Genomic DNA, 16,482 nt, shown 5'->3' with positions numbered 1-16,482 from the left:
AATAAATGTCAGAAAATTTAAGAGTTAAATCTAGCGAATATATTGATGAAACGACAAGGGTTTCATTTAAATTTAATGGTACAACTTATTATGGATTTAAAGGAGACACACTTGCTTCTGCTTTATTGGCAAATAATGTTCATTTAGTAGGTAGGAGTTTTAAATACCATAGACCAAGAGGTATAATGACATCAGGTTCTGAGGAACCCAATGCTATTGTTCAAATTAATCCCAATACTAGTAGAACAGAACCAAATGTTAGGGCAACTGAAGTTGAAATATATGAAGGAATGGAGGCATCAAGTCAAAATTGCTGGCCAAGTGTAAACTTTGATATTGGTGGAATAAATAATTTTTTATCACCACTACTTCCTGCAGGATTTTATTACAAAACATTTATGTGGCCTGCAAGCTTCTGGGAAAAATATGAATACTTTATAAGACACTCAGCTGGACTGGGGAAATCACCAACATCAAACGATCCTGACATTTACGATCACAGAAATATTCATTGTGATGTTCTTGTAGTTGGCGCAGGTATATCTGGAATTCTAGCAGCTAAAAATGCTGCAAAGAATAACTACAAAACTTTACTTTTAGATGAAAAAAATGAATTAGGAGGATCAACTATTTATGAAAACAATGAAAATAATAAAATTGATAACAAAATTTCATCTGAATGGTTAAAAAAAGAAATTGAAGAACTTAAAAATATTAAAAATTTAGAAATAAAAACTAGAACAAGTGTTGCTGCGTACCATCAATATAATTATTTGCTAGCAAGAGAGAACTTAACAGATCATTTAGAAAAAAAAGATAAGACAAATAAAATTAGACAAAGGTTACTTAAAATAAGAGCAAAGAAGGTAATTTTAGCAACAGGTGCTTTGGAAAGACCGATGGTATTTAATAATAATGATAGACCTGGAATAATGCTTTCTTCTGCAATTAAAAAATATAGTGATTTTTATGGCGTTGCCTGTGGAAGGAAGATTGTATTTTTTACAAATAATGACAGTGCATATGAAAGTGCACTTTCATTAAACGATAAAGGTATCAAAGTTGAAGCAATAGTTGATATTAGAAAGCAATCCGAAACAAATTTAGAAAAAAGAGTTATTGATGCAGGTGTAAAAATATACTGGGAACATACAGTTGTTGATACTTCTGGTTATAAAAGATTAAACAGTATCTCAATAATGAAACTATCAAATGATGGAACTTCAGTAACTGGAAATAAAATTTCTATTTCATGTGATTGTTTAGGGGTTGCTGGTGGATGGACTCCGGCTGTTCACCTATATACTCAGTCAGGTAGCAAACTTACTTTTGATGAAGATAAAAAAATATTTATTCCAAATAAAAATAATTCAGATCAAATAAGTGTTGGATCCTGTTGTGGTGATTTTAAACTTGATGAAATACTTAAAAACTTAAATGAAAAACTAAAAGATTTTTTAGATATAAATAAAACAGATTTTGAAAATATTACTGTTAATAACGACCAAGAGATTTCAAAAAGAAACATATGGCTATTACCGTCTGATAAAGTTTTAGGCAAAACTAAGCCTTTTGTTGATTATCAAAATGATGCAACTGCAAAGGATATAAAATTAGCACTAAGAGAGGGTTTCAGATCTATTGAACATGTCAAAAGATATACAACAACTGGGATGGGAACTGATCAGGGAAAATTAGGAAATATGCATGCTTTGGGAATAATAGCAGATACAGCAGGTGTTAAGATGGGAGAACTTGGAACGACTACTTTTAGACCTCCTTATACTCCTTTAACATTTGGAACAATTGTAGGACGTAATGTTGGTAAGTTTTTTGATATTTTTAGAAGGACACCTATGAATGATTGGCATGTTGAACAAAAAGCAGAATTTGAAAATGTTGGTCAATGGAAAAGAGCTTGGTACTACCCTATCGATGGTGAAACTATGCACCAAGCAGTTCAAAGAGAAAGCAAAGCTGCAAGAGAAAGTTCAGGAATATTGGATGCGTCCACTCTTGGTAAGATTGATATACAAGGAAGTGATGCCTCTGAGTTTTTAAATAGAGTTTATACAAATGCATGGTCAAAACTTGGCATTGGCAAATGTAGATATGGTTTAATGTTAAATGAAGATGGTATGGTATATGACGATGGTGTTACTACAAGATTAGGTGAAAATCACTATCTAATGACAACAACAACTGGTGGTGCAGCAAATGTTCTTGGAAAATTAGAGGATTACCTTCAAACTGAATGGCCAGAATTAGATGTATATTTAACTTCAGTTACAGATCAATTTGCTACAGCAAGTTTGTGTGGCCCAAATAGTAAAAAAATTCTTAAAAAAATTATTCCTGATTTAGATTTGTCTGATGAAAATTTTCCACACATGTCTTTTAAAGAAGCAAAAATCGGAAGCATTGTTTGCAGAATTATGAGAATAAGTTTCACTGGTGAGCAAAGTTTTGAAATTAACGTGCAAGCAAGTTATGGAAAAGATCTATGGGAGAAATGTATTGAGGCTGGTAAAGAATTTAATATTACTCCTTATGGTACAGAAACGATGCACTTACTGAGAGCTGAAAAAGGTTTTATTATTGTTGGCCAAGATACAGATGGAACAATGACACCAATAGATTTACAGATGGATTGGATTGTTAGTAAAAAGAAATATGATTTTATTGGCAAAAGATCTCTTTATAGATCAGATACTATGAGAGAAGACAGAAAACAATTAGTGGGATTATTAACAGATGACCCTGAGGTTGTATTAGAAGAAGGAGCACAAATTGTTTCTGAACTAGATAAAAAACCTGTTGAAATGCTTGGTCATGTTACATCAAGTTACTTTAGTCCTAATTTAAATAAATCTATAGCCCTAGCTGTTGTCAGAGGTGGGAAAGATATGATGGGTAAAAAACTATTTATCCCTATGGAAGATAAAACAATTAATGTAACTGTTTCAAATCCAGTATTTTTTGATCAAACTAATGAAAGATTAAATGCTTAGTTATAATCAAGTAACAAATAGTGAAATTAACAACAACGGTGTGTCCATAAAAGAAATTGCACCAATAATGAAATTAAATTTAAGAGGTAAAACAAGAGAATTTTTTACAAATGTAGGAAAAACTTTAAATATGATTTTGCCAACTGAAGCGAATACATCTTCATCTAGTGATAAACTTACTGCGATATGGTTAAGTCCAGATGAATGGATGATTGTATCAAATGAGACTACCAGCAAAGAAACCAATACATACGAATTAAATGATATATTATTTAACAATATTTCAAAAACATCATTAGGAGCAGTAACCGATGTAACTGACCAATTTGTTCAATTAGAGATAAAAGGTGATAAAATATATGAACTTTTTTCTTCAGGAAGTCCTTTTAATTTTAACTTATTTCGTGAAAAAAAAGGGTCGACAACTCAAACTTTGCTAAATCACATAGATGTTATTATTCACAATAAAGACAAAGATTTTGTTAATTTATTTGTCAGAAGATCATTTGCTAAACACCTTTGGGAATGGATGGAAGACAGTTCTTCAAGATTATAAATACTAATTTTTACGCCTATAATCCCATGGCATTTCAAATTTACCTTGCCAAATACCTAATTTGTTTTTTTTGGCATTAATTTCATCAGAAACATATTTTTTAGAATACTTTCTATATGCTACTGCATAACCATTTGAAACCATCCAAGAATTTAAATTTATATTTGTTTTAAAACACTCTCCTATTAACCTTTTATACCTGTCAACATCTAAAATATTACAATTTAATTTTTGTTTATTAATTTTTTTAATTAACTTTTGAGTAGATACTTCTCCACACATATAATCTTTAGTAAAAGACATAAAAGATATTGTTAAATAAGTTTTTTTACATTTTTGTTTTTTTTCAGGGGCATCAATACCGTATAATCTAATTTTTTTTGAATTGATTTTAATTGTATCTCCATCAACAACTTTAGCAAAACCTGATATTTTATTTATATTTTCAGATCTTACATCGTTGTATGTAAGTATAAAAAATATAGATGAAATAATTATCAAAATTATCAATTTCTTTTTTGTATAAAACATTAACCAGTAGTTAATTTATTGTTAATATAATATTTAACATAAAAGAATAGTAAGATTGATATTAACCATTGCAATATTGCCCAGATATAAAAAAAAGTTTTAAAGTCTGCATCAATAGAACGTGCTATATAATAAGATAAAAATGGAACCAAAACGTTCCTTAATATATTGTTAATCATTGCTTTCTCAGATTTTTTTAAAGCCATAAAAAAACCATTTGATAGAAAAAAAATTGGGTACGCTGGTAAGATAAATGCAGAAATTTTTAAATACATTGACCCATAATCAATAACTTTCGCATTAGATGAGAAAAATTTTGGCATTAGATCTGCAGTTACAAATACTAAAACTCCAGACGCTAACATTATAATCAAGCTGTATTTTACTGATGTAAAATAAGATTGTTTTACTCTTTCATAATATTTCGCACCTATATTCTGTGCAATAATTGATATTATTGCTGTATTTATCCCCAATACAGGCAGTAAGACAACCTGCTCTATCCTTGTTGCTGCTCCATAACCAGCTACGGCATATTCTCCTGTAAATGCAACATAAGTAAATACAATCGTTGCAGCAATTGAGTAACCAAGAATAGCTATTGTAATTGGCATTGATTGGAAAAAAATATTTTTAATGTAGAAGAATTTGATCTTAAAATTTTGAAAAGTGATTTCTTTAATACGTTTATTTTTTAACAATTTAATTAAAACGATTATTAGAGAAAGAAATTGGGCAATCAAAGTTGCATAACCTATGCCCGCAACACCAAAAGCTGGGATAAATAAAAATCCAAATATAAATATTGGATTTAATAAAATGTTTAAAAAAAAAGATAATATAAGAGCATTTCTATATGTAACTGTATCTCCCTCAGCATGAAGAAATGAATTTAAAGCAACAACCAGAATAAAGAGAATAGTTCCATAAAATATTACATTAGTATACTCAAGGCCAAGAGTAATTACCTCTCTTGATGAATTCATGGTTAAAAATAATTTTTCAGAAAAACTAAATCCAATTATTGATACAATTATTGAAATTATTACTGAATAAAGAATGATATTTGTAAAATAACCTAATACATTTTTTTCATTTTTTTCCCCAATACTACTACCAATTAATGAAGTCCCAGCAACAGTTACACCAATAGACGTGGCAATAATTAGAAAGTAGATTGGAAAGGATTTACTTAATGCAGATAAAGCTTCAGGCGAAATTTTCCCAGCATAAAAAGTATCAACTAAAGTGTATAATGTTTGAAATAATGTCCCAACACTTGCTGGAATTGCAAGTTTTTTTATAAGTTGAGAGACGTCATCTTTTAATAAATTCATTTCTTTAAATTAAAAATATTTTAATATTCTTTTTGAAAGATATGACTTTTTCCAGTTTTTTTGGCAAGGTTAATTTGTTTTTGTCTCATTCTAAATCTTGATTTTTGATCATTTGTTAAATTATCGTGACAATTTGGACAAGAAACACCTTCTTCATATTTTTTAGATTTTTTATCTTTTAGAGAAATAGGTTTTCTGCAACCACTACACATTGAGTAAGAACCTATTTTTAAACCATGCTTTAAACTAATTCTGTTATCAAATACGAAGCACTCACCTTTCCATAAACTTTTTTTTGGGTCTATTTTTTTTAAATAGTTTAAAATCCCACCCTTTAATTGGTAAACATTATTGTAGCCTTTATTTTCCAAAAAAACTGACGCTTTTTCACACCTAATACCTCCAGTACAAAACATAGCAATGGGTTGATTTTTTTTTAATTTTTTAAGATATTTTGGAAAATCACGAAAATTATCTACATCTGGATTAATTGAACCTTTAAAAGTTCCAACTTTATATTCAAAAGGTTTTCTCGCATCAATTAAAACTGTTTTTTTGTCTTTAATTAATGAGTTCCATTTTTGAGGATTAACATGACTATCTTTTTTTTTAATTCTCTTTTTTAAACTTAAATTCATTGGAACCACTTCTTTTTTAATTTTTACTTTCGGTTTATGAAACGGCTGAAAAGAGCTTTTTGAATTATTAATGCTATCAAATTTTTCAAATTTAAATAATTTGTGCAAATAATCTTTGATCAATTTAATATCTTTATTTTTTCCAGAAATTGTTCCATTTAAACCTTCTTTAGAAATAATAATTGTTCCACGTATATTTTTATTTAATAAGTGATTATGAAGTATTTTTTGATTCTTCTTTAAATAAGAAATTTTAATAAACTTATAAAATCCAAAAACATCAAACATTATAATTTTCTACAAACTGTCATGCCATCACCTAATGGGACTATAATTTTTTCAACTCGTTTATCTTTAGAAACATAATTATTAAAATCTTTAATGGTTAAAGTGATTTTATCATCGCTATCGTCATCAACAACCTGACCATACCATAGAACATTATCAATTATTATTAGGCCATTTTTCTTCAATAAAATTAAAGATTTTTCGTAATATTCTTTATAATTTTTTTTATCAGCATCAATAAAAATTAAATCAAAATCATTTTCTTTTATTTCATTCAAACTTTCTAAGGCAGGTTTGATTACTGTTTGAATTTTATGACTTTGTTTTGCTTTTTCAAAAAATTTTATTGCAATTTCGTTAGTTTCTTGATTTTTGTCTAAAGCAATAATTCTACCATCTTCTGGTAAAGCAAGAGACATTGACAAAGTACTTAAGCCAGTAAAAGTTCCGATCTCTAGTATTTTTTTAAGATTAGATGTTTTTATTATTAAGTGTAAAAATTGAGATTGTGAGATAGATATTTGCATCCTTTTAATATCTCCCAGAGACTCATTATAAGAAATAATCTCTTTTTGAACTGGATGAAGATCTAGTCCATTATTTAAAATGTACTCTTGAATTTTGTTGCTAATTTTTAGGTCTGAGCCCATGAACCTAAAGTTTTTTCTTTAAAATCTCATTTACTAGCTGAGGGTTAGCTTTTCCACCTGAAACTTTCATTACTTGTCCAACAAAGAAGCCAAATAATTTAACTTTACCAGATTTATATTCAGTAGCTTTATCTCTATTGCTATCAATTACTTTATCAATTAAAGCCTCTAAAGCTTTTGGATCGCTTTCTTGTTTTAAACCTTTTTCTTCAACAATTTTTTTAGGATCCTTGTCGCCTTCCATCATTTGTTCAAAAACAGTTTTTGCAATTTTTCCAGAAATTGTTCCATCTTTAATTAAATTAATTAATTTTGATAAATTACCAGCACTAATTGGACTATCAGTTATTTCTAAATTTTTTTCATTAAGTGCAGCAAATAATTCACCTATGATCCAGTTTGTTGCTAATTTAACGTCAGATTTTTTAACAACATCTTCAAAATAATTTGAGGTTTCTATATCTGAAACCATGATATTTGCTTCATATGGAGTTAATTTAAATTGATCTATAAATCTCTTTTTCTTTTCATCAGGTAACTCTGGTATTTCTGATTGCAATTGATTTATGAATTCATCAGAAACTTCTAGCGGTAATAAATCAGGATCTGGAAAATACCTATAATCATGAGCATCTTCTTTTGATCTCATGGATCTTGTTTCATTTTTTTTAGTATCAAAAAGTCTTGTTTCTTGATCAATAGTTTGTCCATCTTCAATTAAATCAACTTGTCTATTTGCTTCATATTCAATTGCCATTTGCATGAATTTAATAGAATTAACGTTTTTAATTTCACATCTTGTACCAAAATCTTTTGTTCCTTTTTTTCTTACAGAAACATTAACATCTGCTCTCAAAGATCCTTCCTGCATATTACCATCACAAGTTCCTAAATATCTCATTATTGATCTTAATTTCTTAATATAAGCATTAACTTCCTCTGGTGATCTTAAATCAGGTTTGCTAACGATTTCCATTAAAGCTACTCCCGACCTATTCAAATCAACAAAGGTGTTTTTTGGATCTAAATCATGGATACTTTTACCTGCATCTTGTTCTAAGTGTAATCTTTCGATACCAATCTCTTTTTGACCATCCGGCATATCCAAAATAACTTTACCTTCACCAACTATTGGGTCCTTAAATTGAGAGATTTGGTATCCTTGTGGCAAATCAGCATAAAAGTAATTTTTTCTATCGAATACTGATCTTTTGTTAATTTTAGCTTTTAATCCTATTCCAGTTTTTATTGCTTGCTTAACACAAAATTCATTAATCACTGGAAGCATTCCAGGAAAAGCAGCGTCTACTAAACTTACCTGTGTGTTTGGTTCAGCGCCAAATTTAGTAGCTGACGTAGAAAATAACTTTGATTGGGAAAGCACTTGAGCATGAACCTCTAAACCAATGACAACTTCGTATTGATTGTCGTTTCTATTAATTAAATATTCTGACTTTTCTTTACTCACTTAATCCACCAATCAGTAATTTTATTTTTAAAATTAATTTTTTCTTCCATTGCATAAGCAATGTTTAAGATATTTTGTTCATCAAATGCTTTTCCAATAATTTGTAAACCTAAAGGGTAGCCTTTGCTATCATGACCAGCTGGAATAGAAATTCCTGGTAAACCTGCTAAATTTACAGGAACAGTAAAAATATCGTTTAAGTACATTGAAACTGGGTCATTTGTTTTTTCACCAATTTTAAAAGCAGAACTTGGGGTTGATGGAGTTAATATTGCATCTACTTTTTTGTACGCTTCATCAAAATCATTTTTAATTAGCTTTCTAACTTTTTGAGCTTTCAAATAATATGCATCGTAATAACCTGAAGATAAAACATATGTGCCTATCATTATTCTTCTTTGAACTTCAGCTCCAAATCCCTCTGATCTAGTTTTTTCATACATATCAATAAGGTTTTCTCCATCAGCTCTAAAGCCATATTTAACACCATCATATCTTGCAAGATTAGAAGATGCTTCAGCTGGTGCCACTATATAGTAAGTTGGTAAAGCATAATTTGTGTGTGGAAGAGAAATATCAATTATTTCCGCACCACAATCTTTAGCATACTCAATACCTTTTTGCCAAAGATCATCAATTTCTTTTGGCATTCCAACAACTCTATATTCTTTTGGTATACCTATTTTTTTTCCTTTAATGTCTTTTGTTAATTCTTTGCTGTACTGGTTTCTTTTAAAATCAATAGAAGTTGAGTCTTTTTGATCATATGAGCTAATTACCTCTTGCAACAAAGCACAATCTTGAACATTTTGAGCCATTGGACCAGCTTGATCAAGAGAAGATGCAAAAGCAACTATTCCGTATCTTGAGCAACTACCATAAGTTGGTTTTAAACCCACTGTCCCTGTAAATGACGCCGGCTGTCTAATAGATCCACCTGTATCAGTTCCAATTGTAATTGGAGTTAATTGTGCTGCTACAGCAGAAGATGAACCGCCAGATGAACCACCTGGAACTAAATTTTTATCAATCGGATTTTGAACATTGCCAAAAAAACTTGTTTCATTTGATGATCCCATTGCAAATTCATCGCAATTTAATTTACCAATAAGAATTGCTCCCTCATTCCAGATATTCTGAGTAACAGTAGATTCATAAGTAGGTACAAAATTGTTTAATATTTTGCTACCAGCTGTTGTTCTTACATTAACTGTGCAAAATAAATCTTTTACAGCCATTGGTATTCCTGGTAATTTTAAATCCAATTTTGGGTTGTCATCAAATTTTTTAGCTTTTTCTAAAGCATTACTAAAATCTTCAGTAATATAAGTGTTTAATTCTTTTGATTTTTCTGATCTATCAACAAAAGCTTGGGTAATTTCTGAAGAAGAAAGTTTTTTTTCTTTAATATTATTAACTAATTCAGAAAGTGTTTGCTTGGTTATATCAGACATTATTCTATAACTTTTGGTACAACAAAATAATCTTCATTATCTTTTGGAGAATTTTTTATTATTTGTTCTCTTAAATTTTTACTTTTAACTTCATCAGGTCTTAATTTTAAAGTCGTTTCAGCCACTGATGTAAGTGGTTCAACATTTTCAGTTTTAAGTTCATTGAGTTTTTCAATGAAATCAAAAATTGAATTCAAATCACTAGCAAGTTTTTCAGCTTTTTTCTCATCTACTGAAATTCTTGATAATTTAGATATATGCTTTATGGTTTTAAGATCGATGCTCATATGATATTTAAATATGACGCAAACTATCACTATAGTTTAAAATATACAACATGATCACAATAGAAGAATTTAAAAAAAAACAGTCAGAAAAATGTCGTTTGATAGGTTTAGATTTGGGCTCAAAAAGAATTGGTGTATCAATTTGTGATGAAAAGCAATTAATCGCTACCCCTTATAAAACTATACATAAATCCAAAAATAATGAATTAATTGAAGAGTTAAAAAACATTATTCAGGAGAATGACATCAAGGCAATTATCATTGGTTATCCTTTAAATATGGATGGATCTTCTGGCTCTTCAGCACAGTCAGTCAATGATGTGTCTAAAAATATAGATAAAGAGATAGATGTTGATGTGTGCCTTTGGGATGAAAGACTATCAACTGTTGGGGCTTTTAATTTATCAAGCCAATTAAATGTTAATGTGTCTAAGAGAGAAAAGAATATAGATCAGAACGCAGCAGCTTTTATTCTTCAGGGAGCCATAGATTATCTAAATAATTAATCCTTGCCATTAATTGGCTTTATAGTTATAGAGTTAATTTTAATGGCAAAAAACATCAAGGCTATTAAAATTTCTCAAAAACATTTGTTAGGTATCCAAGATCTATCAGTTAGTGATATTAACTACATTTTAGATGAATCTGAAACTTTCATTAAATTAAATCAGAGTAAGAACAAAAAAGTGGATGTTCTTAGAGGCAAAACTCAAATTAATCTATTTTTTGAACCATCAACAAGAACACAAAGTTCATTTGAGTTAGCTGGAAAAAGACTTGGTGCTGATGTGATGTCAATGAATATGAATAATTCAGCAATTAAAAAAGGTGAAACTTTAATTGATACAGCAATGACTCTAAATGCGATGCATCCTGACATTATTGTAATAAGACATCAAGACTCTGGAGCATGCAATTTATTATCTCAGAAAGTAAATTGTGTGGTATTAAATGCTGGCGATGGCAGACGTGAGCACCCTACACAAGCATTACTGGATGCTTTAACAATAAGAAATAGAAAGAAAAAAATTGAAGGATTAAAAATTGCTATATGTGGAGATATTCTTCACTCTAGAGTCGCAAGATCAAATATTTATTTACTAACGATGCTTGGTGCTGAAGTTAATATTGTTGCTCCAACAAATTTAATGCCAAAAGAAATTGAAAAGTTTGGTGTTAATACTTTTACCGATATGAAAAAAGGATTGAAAGATTGTGATATTGTAATGATGTTAAGATTACAAAATGAGAGAATGACAAGTTCTTATTTGTCATCAAATAGAGAGTATTATGAATATTATGGTTTAACACCTGATAAATTAGATCATGCTAAATCTGATGCACTAATAATGCATCCTGGCCCAATGAATAGAGGTATCGAAATAGATACAAGATTGGCAGACGATATAAATAAAAGTGTAATCAAAGAGCAAGTTGAACTTGGAGTTGCTGTAAGGATGGCTTGTTTAAAAATATTTTGTGAATAAATGAAAAAACAATACTTTATTAACGCAAATATAATTGATCCTCAAAATTCAATTAATGAAAATGGAGGACTTATTGTTAGTGAAGAAGGTAAAATTGAAGCAATAGGAAAAAAAGTAAATAAAAATAATTTACCGTCCAGAGAAAAACCAATTGATTTAAAAGAAAAATATATATTCCCTGGTTTAGTCGATATGAGAGTTTTTGTTGGAGAACCTGGGTATGAGTATAAAGAAAATTTTAGAACTTTAAGTAATGCAGCTCTATCTGGAGGAGTAACATCTGTGGTAACAATGCCTAATACAGATCCTGTAATTGATAATGTTTCAATAGTAGATTTTTTAAAACGAAGAGGACGAGATAAATCTAAGATTAATATATTTCCATGCGCATCTCTTACGCAAAATGTAGAGGGAACAAATATGACGGAATTTGGATTATTAGCTAGTAAAGGGATTGTAGCTTTTACAGATGGTGTAAAGACAATTCAAAATACTAGATTAATGTCAAGAATAATGAATTCAGCAAAGGATTTAGGATGCCTAATAATGCAACATGCTGAGGATTATGAGTTGGCAAAAAACGGTATGATAAATTCGGGTATAATCGCTACAAAACTTGGGTTATCAAGTATACCAGACGTAGCTGAGAGAATAATTATTGAGAGAGATTTAACATTATTAGAAAAAATAAAGTGTCGATATCATATATCTCAACTATCATCAGGTAAATCGGTAGAAATCATTAAAGAAAGAAAGAATGATATTAAATTCTCTTGTGGAGTTTCAATAAATAACCTTTCATTAAATGAAAATGATATCGGAGATTTTAAAACATTTTTAAAATTATCTCCGCCACTAAGAAAAGAAGAAGACAGATTGGCGTTAGTCCAAGGATTAAAAGATAAAACAATTGATGTCATTGTTTCAGATCATAAACCTGAAGATGAAGAATCAAAACGATTGACATTTTCTCAAGCAGCAACAGGTGCTTCCGGTATTGAAACATTGTTGTCTTTAAGTTTAGAACTATTTCACAATGGATCTGTAAAACTTGAAACAATAATCCAAGCACTAACATCCAATCCAGCTAAAATTTTAAATATCAATAAAGGAAATCTTTCAATTGGTAATGATGCTGACTTTTGTATAGTTGATATAAATAAACCTTGGATTGTAAAAAAAGAAAATTTAATTTCTAAGTCCAAAAATACGTCTATTGAGGACAAAAAACTTCAAGGAAAAGCAACCAATACATTTGTAAAAGGTAAAGAATTATTTAAGATATAAAAATGGAATTATTAACAATAGGTATTGTCTCGTACCTAATGGGTTCTATCCCTTTTGGATTAATATTAACAAAAATATTTTTAAAAAAAGATATTCGAGAAATTGGATCAGGTAACATAGGTGCAACAAATGCGCTAAGAACTGGAAATAAATTTATTGGTTATTCAACTTTAATACTAGATATCGTTAAAGCAGTTATCCCGGTTTTATATGTAAAGGTAAATTTTCCAGATCTAATTTATGTATCAGCTTTATGTGCTTTTCTGGGTCATGTTTTTCCAGTTTGGTTAAAGTTTAAAGGTGGTAAAGGAGTAGCAACTTATATTGGTATATTGTGCAGTATAAACATAATGTTTGGAATAGTTTTTGGTATTTGTTGGATTGTAACTTTTTTTATTTCTAAATTTTCGTCATTAGCATCATTGATTGGATCCTTTTCAGTTCCTGTTTATTTATTTCTATTTGATTTAACAGAAAATGAATTATTTTTTGGAATAATGTTTGTTTTAATATTTTATACTCATAGGGAAAATATTAAACGACTGATAAATAAAGAAGAAAACAAGACCAAAATTTATTAATTTGACTATCAAACACTTTTAAGTAGTTTGTTAAATTATGAATCTAGTCATAGTTGAAAGTCCTGCAAAAGCTAAAACCATCAACAAATATCTTGGTGATAATTATACTGTTTTAGCTAGTTATGGTCATATAAGAGATTTACCATCGAAAAATGGATCGGTTGATCCTGATCATAATTTTAAAATGGAATGGGAAGTTGATAGTTTTTCAAAAAAATATTTAAAAGAAATAACTGATGCTGCAAAAGAATCCTCTAAAATAATACTGGCTACTGACCCTGACCGTGAAGGAGAAGCTATAGCATGGCATGTTAAAGAATATCTTGATGAAAAAAAACTTTTAAAAGATAAAGAAATTGAAAGAGTTGTTTTTAATGAGATAACCAAAAAAGCTGTAATTCATGGTATTGAAAATCCACGACAAATTGAACCTTTGTTAGTGGATGCCTACATGGCAAGAAGAGCTCTTGATTACTTGGTTGGTTTTAATATTTCTCCAATACTTTGGACTAAACTACCTGGGTCAAAATCAGCTGGAAGAGTTCAGTCTGTAGCTTTAAAATTAATCACTGAAAGAGAGCATGAAATAGAATTATTTAATCCAGAGGAATTTTGGACACTTACTCTTAAATTTGGAGATGATAATAAAAATACTATTACTGCAAGCATCTCACAATTAAATGGTAACAAAATAGAAAAATTTACTTTTAGAGACAAGAATAGCATTGAAAAAGCAATCAAAGAAATAAAAGATAAAAAATTTCAAATAACAGATATTTCATCAAAAGTTGTAAAAAGAAACCCCTCTGGTCCATTTACAACCTCAACATTACAACAAGTTGCATCTAGTAGATTAGGTTTTGGAGCTTCAAGAACAATGCAAATTGCACAAAAATTATATCAAGGTGTTGAGATTGATGGAGATACTGTTGGATTGATTACTTATATGAGAACTGATGGAACTAATTTATCAGCTGATGCAGTAAATGATTTTAGAAATTTTATTAAAAGTGAGTATGGTAATGAATATTTGCCTGCATCTGCAAATAATTATTCTGGTAAAAAAGCTAAGAACGCACAAGAAGCTCATGAAGCTATTAGGCCAACAGATATAAATAGAGTACCAGATACTTTAAAAAAATATTTAAGCAATGATCAACAAAAACTATATAACTTAATTTGGTCCAGAGCTTTGTCCTCACAAATGGAGGTCGCTCAATTTGATAGAAATACCATAACAATAGAATCTGAAGATAATCAAACAATATGTAAGGCAAGTGGCTCTGTACTTAAATTTGATGGTTTTTTAAAAGTTTACTCAAATACAAGTAAAGATGATGATGAAGAAATTTTACCAGAAATGTCTAAAGGGCCAATTAATATTGAAGCATTAATGGATGAACAACATTTTACACAGCCACCTCCAAGATATTCTGAAGCAAGTTTAGTAAAAAAATTAGAAGAACTGGGAATTGGCAGACCTTCTACATATGCAAGTATAATTTCAACTATAGCTAATCGAGGTTATGCAGAAATAGTAAATAAAAGGTTTTTTCCAACAGATCGTGGCAAACTTATCTCAGCTTTTTTAGAAAAGTTATTTTCCAAATATGTTGATTATAACTTTACAGCAGGTTTAGAAGATCAATTAGATGAAATTACAACTGGTAAAGAAAGCTGGATAAAAGTTTTAGAGATGTTTTGGAAAGATTTTAATAATAATGTTTCTGAAGTTAAGGAGAAAAGAACTAGAGAAGTTTTAGATCTTTTAAATGAAAGTTTAGGAGCTTTAATTTTTAATACTGATAAGGACGGAAATATTGTTCGAAAATGTCAGCTATGTGAAACAGGTTCACTAAGTCTTAAAAATAGTTTTAGAGGTGGGGCTTTTATAGGATGTTCAAATTATCCAGAGTGTAAATTTACTAGGCCCTTGTCTAAGGCAAAAGCAGCGGCTCAATCAAAGTTAGCAGAACCTAAATTTTTAGGAAAACATGAAAATGGTAATGATATATATCTGAAAAATGGAAGATTTGGTCCCTATCTTCAATATGAAAAACTTGAGGAAGAAAAATTAGAGGAGACAAAAACTAAAAAAAAGAAAAAAACCAAAAAATCTAAACCGGATGTTAATGAATTAATTAAAAATGTTTCTATACCAAAAGGTTTAGAGTTAGAAAGTATAGATTTAGAAAAAGCTCAGTTTTTATGTTCTCTTCCAAAATCAATTGGTGTTAACCCTGATAATCAAAAAGAAATAATTTTAAATACTGGAAGATTTGGTCCTTATCTTAAGTGTGAAAACAAATCCGCTAGAATAGAGAATATTGATGAAATTTTCTCTATAGGATTAAATCGAGCAATTACTCTTATTGCTGAAGCAAAACCAGGAAGAATGTCTTCTTCAATTATTAAGGATTTAGGAGAACACCCAGAAGATAAAAAACCAGTTAGAGTTATGAAGGGACAATATGGTCCTTACATTAAATATAAATCTTTAAATGCAACAATTCCTGAAGAAAAAGATCCAACAGAGCTTACAATGGAAGAGGCTTTAATCTTAATTGAAAAAAGAAGAGAATACGACAAAAACAAAAAAGGCAAAAATAAAAAGAAAAAATGAGAAAACTATTTATAATTTTCATAGTTTTTTTTTTCAAAAGTACCTTTTCATTTGCAGAAGAAAATAAATGTAATGAATTTAAAAAATTATCGAAAGAGTACTTGGAATGTAATGCAAAAAAATTAAAAGAAGCAAGTTCAAAAAAAGCTAAAAAATTAAAGGATGGAACATCAAAAAAAACTCAAGAATTAAAAGAAAGGACATCTAAAAAAGCCAAAGAACTGAAAGAAAATCTTGTAGAAATTGGAGATAAAGTTAAAAGTAAGATTAAAAAAAAAGAATAG

15 protein-coding genes are annotated in these 16,482 nt (G+C 29.2%); 8 read left to right on the top strand and 7 right to left on the bottom strand.

Going from position 1 to position 16,482, the window contains the following annotated elements; translation table 11 throughout:
- Positions 1-5 precede the first annotated feature (5 nt).
- Together ACTTAY_RS02375 and ACTTAY_RS02370 are read left to right on the top strand one after the other, a co-directional pair.
- Positions 6-3,011, top strand: coding sequence for a sarcosine oxidase subunit alpha family protein (locus ACTTAY_RS02375; RefSeq protein ID WP_440672217.1), 3,006 nt, complete (start codon positions 6-8; stop codon positions 3,009-3,011).
- Positions 3,004-3,567 (top strand): sarcosine oxidase subunit gamma, encoded by a 564-nt coding sequence (locus ACTTAY_RS02370; protein ID WP_440672216.1) that lies wholly within the window; start codon positions 3,004-3,006, stop codon positions 3,565-3,567. Before ACTTAY_RS02375 ends, ACTTAY_RS02370 begins: the two co-directional genes overlap by 8 nt.
- A 3-nt stretch (positions 3,568-3,570) precedes the next feature.
- Here ACTTAY_RS02370 and ACTTAY_RS02365 read toward each other — a convergent pair whose 3' ends face one another.
- From ACTTAY_RS02365 to gatC, 7 genes are read right to left on the bottom strand one after another with little or no spacing between them, the layout of a single operon-like run.
- Entirely contained in the window at positions 3,571-4,098 is a 528-nt protein-coding gene (locus tag ACTTAY_RS02365; RefSeq protein WP_440672215.1) for a thermonuclease family protein, read from the bottom strand.
- Positions 4,098-5,435, bottom strand: coding sequence for an MATE family efflux transporter (locus tag ACTTAY_RS02360; protein WP_440672214.1), 1,338 nt, complete (start codon positions 5,433-5,435; stop codon positions 4,098-4,100). The genes ACTTAY_RS02365 and ACTTAY_RS02360 overlap by 1 nt, the downstream gene beginning before the upstream one ends.
- A 20-nt stretch (positions 5,436-5,455) precedes the next feature.
- On the bottom strand, positions 5,456-6,361 hold the full coding sequence (trhO, locus tag ACTTAY_RS02355) for an oxygen-dependent tRNA uridine(34) hydroxylase TrhO (protein WP_440672213.1): 906 nt from the start codon (positions 6,359-6,361) through the stop codon (positions 5,456-5,458).
- A complete protein-coding gene (locus tag ACTTAY_RS02350) occupies positions 6,361-7,011 on the bottom strand; it encodes an O-methyltransferase (RefSeq protein ID WP_440672212.1) in 651 nt (216 codons plus the stop codon). Before ACTTAY_RS02350 ends, trhO begins: the two co-directional genes overlap by 1 nt.
- A 4-nt stretch (positions 7,012-7,015) precedes the next feature.
- Positions 7,016-8,479: an Asp-tRNA(Asn)/Glu-tRNA(Gln) amidotransferase subunit GatB gene (gatB, locus tag ACTTAY_RS02345; RefSeq protein ID WP_440672211.1), complete on the bottom strand. Its 1,464-nt coding sequence runs from the start codon at positions 8,477-8,479 to the stop codon at positions 7,016-7,018.
- Entirely contained in the window at positions 8,476-9,933 is a 1,458-nt protein-coding gene (gene gatA / locus ACTTAY_RS02340) for an Asp-tRNA(Asn)/Glu-tRNA(Gln) amidotransferase subunit GatA (RefSeq protein WP_440672210.1), read from the bottom strand. The genes gatB and gatA overlap by 4 nt, the downstream gene beginning before the upstream one ends.
- Positions 9,933-10,220, bottom strand: coding sequence for an Asp-tRNA(Asn)/Glu-tRNA(Gln) amidotransferase subunit GatC (gene gatC, locus ACTTAY_RS02335; protein WP_075506772.1), 288 nt, complete (start codon positions 10,218-10,220; stop codon positions 9,933-9,935). Before gatC ends, gatA begins: the two co-directional genes overlap by 1 nt.
- A 50-nt stretch (positions 10,221-10,270) precedes the next feature.
- On the opposite strand from gatC, the gene ruvX reads away from it, so the two are divergent.
- The 6 genes from ruvX to ACTTAY_RS02305 are packed head-to-tail and all read left to right on the top strand — an operon-like array spanning position 10,271 to position 16,482.
- Positions 10,271-10,726 carry a Holliday junction resolvase RuvX gene (gene ruvX, locus ACTTAY_RS02330; RefSeq protein WP_440672209.1) on the top strand — a complete coding sequence of 152 codons (456 nt, stop codon included), beginning with the start codon at positions 10,271-10,273 and terminating at the stop codon, positions 10,724-10,726.
- 42 nt (positions 10,727-10,768) lie between these two features.
- Positions 10,769-11,707: an aspartate carbamoyltransferase catalytic subunit gene (locus tag ACTTAY_RS02325; RefSeq protein WP_440672208.1), complete on the top strand. Its 939-nt coding sequence runs from the start codon at positions 10,769-10,771 to the stop codon at positions 11,705-11,707.
- Entirely contained in the window at positions 11,708-12,994 is a 1,287-nt protein-coding gene (pyrC, locus tag ACTTAY_RS02320; RefSeq protein ID WP_440672207.1) for a dihydroorotase, read from the top strand.
- 2 nt (positions 12,995-12,996) lie between these two features.
- Positions 12,997-13,575 (top strand): glycerol-3-phosphate 1-O-acyltransferase PlsY, encoded by a 579-nt coding sequence (gene plsY / locus ACTTAY_RS02315; protein WP_440672206.1) that lies wholly within the window; start codon positions 12,997-12,999, stop codon positions 13,573-13,575.
- A gap of 37 nt (positions 13,576-13,612) precedes the next feature.
- The gene (topA, locus tag ACTTAY_RS02310; protein ID WP_440672205.1) at positions 13,613-16,198 is read left to right on the top strand and encodes a type I DNA topoisomerase; all 2,586 of its coding nucleotides are present in this window, start codon (positions 13,613-13,615) and stop codon (positions 16,196-16,198) included.
- Positions 16,195-16,482, top strand: a complete 288-nt coding sequence (locus tag ACTTAY_RS02305; protein WP_440672204.1) for a hypothetical protein — start codon at positions 16,195-16,197, stop codon at positions 16,480-16,482. Before topA ends, ACTTAY_RS02305 begins: the two co-directional genes overlap by 4 nt.

Source organism: Candidatus Pelagibacter sp. HIMB1715, from assembly GCF_052047595.1.
Classification (GTDB): domain Bacteria; phylum Pseudomonadota; class Alphaproteobacteria; order Pelagibacterales; family Pelagibacteraceae; genus Pelagibacter.
Note: the sequence above shows the minus strand (reverse complement) of the source record. Positions and strands in the feature narration are given on the sequence as shown.

Coding starts and splice junctions, on each gene's coding strand:
- ACTTAY_RS02375 (WP_440672217.1), top strand. CDS start 6: ATGTCAGAAAATTTAAGAGTTAAATCTAGCGAATATATTGATGAAACG.
- ACTTAY_RS02370 (WP_440672216.1), top strand. CDS start 3,004: ATGCTTAGTTATAATCAAGTAACAAATAGTGAAATTAACAACAACGGT.
- ACTTAY_RS02365 (WP_440672215.1), bottom strand. CDS start 4,098: ATGTTTTATACAAAAAAGAAATTGATAATTTTGATAATTATTTCATCT.
- ACTTAY_RS02360 (WP_440672214.1), bottom strand. CDS start 5,435: ATGAATTTATTAAAAGATGACGTCTCTCAACTTATAAAAAAACTTGCA.
- trhO (WP_440672213.1), bottom strand. CDS start 6,361: ATGTTTGATGTTTTTGGATTTTATAAGTTTATTAAAATTTCTTATTTA.
- ACTTAY_RS02350 (WP_440672212.1), bottom strand. CDS start 7,011: ATGGGCTCAGACCTAAAAATTAGCAACAAAATTCAAGAGTACATTTTA.
- gatA (WP_440672210.1), bottom strand. CDS start 9,933: ATGTCTGATATAACCAAGCAAACACTTTCTGAATTAGTTAATAATATT.
- gatC (WP_075506772.1), bottom strand. CDS start 10,220: ATGAGCATCGATCTTAAAACCATAAAGCATATATCTAAATTATCAAGA.
- ruvX (WP_440672209.1), top strand. CDS start 10,271: ATGATCACAATAGAAGAATTTAAAAAAAAACAGTCAGAAAAATGTCGT.
- ACTTAY_RS02325 (WP_440672208.1), top strand. CDS start 10,769: ATGGCAAAAAACATCAAGGCTATTAAAATTTCTCAAAAACATTTGTTA.
- pyrC (WP_440672207.1), top strand. CDS start 11,708: ATGAAAAAACAATACTTTATTAACGCAAATATAATTGATCCTCAAAAT.
- plsY (WP_440672206.1), top strand. CDS start 12,997: ATGGAATTATTAACAATAGGTATTGTCTCGTACCTAATGGGTTCTATC.
- topA (WP_440672205.1), top strand. CDS start 13,613: ATGAATCTAGTCATAGTTGAAAGTCCTGCAAAAGCTAAAACCATCAAC.
- ACTTAY_RS02305 (WP_440672204.1), top strand. CDS start 16,195: ATGAGAAAACTATTTATAATTTTCATAGTTTTTTTTTTCAAAAGTACC.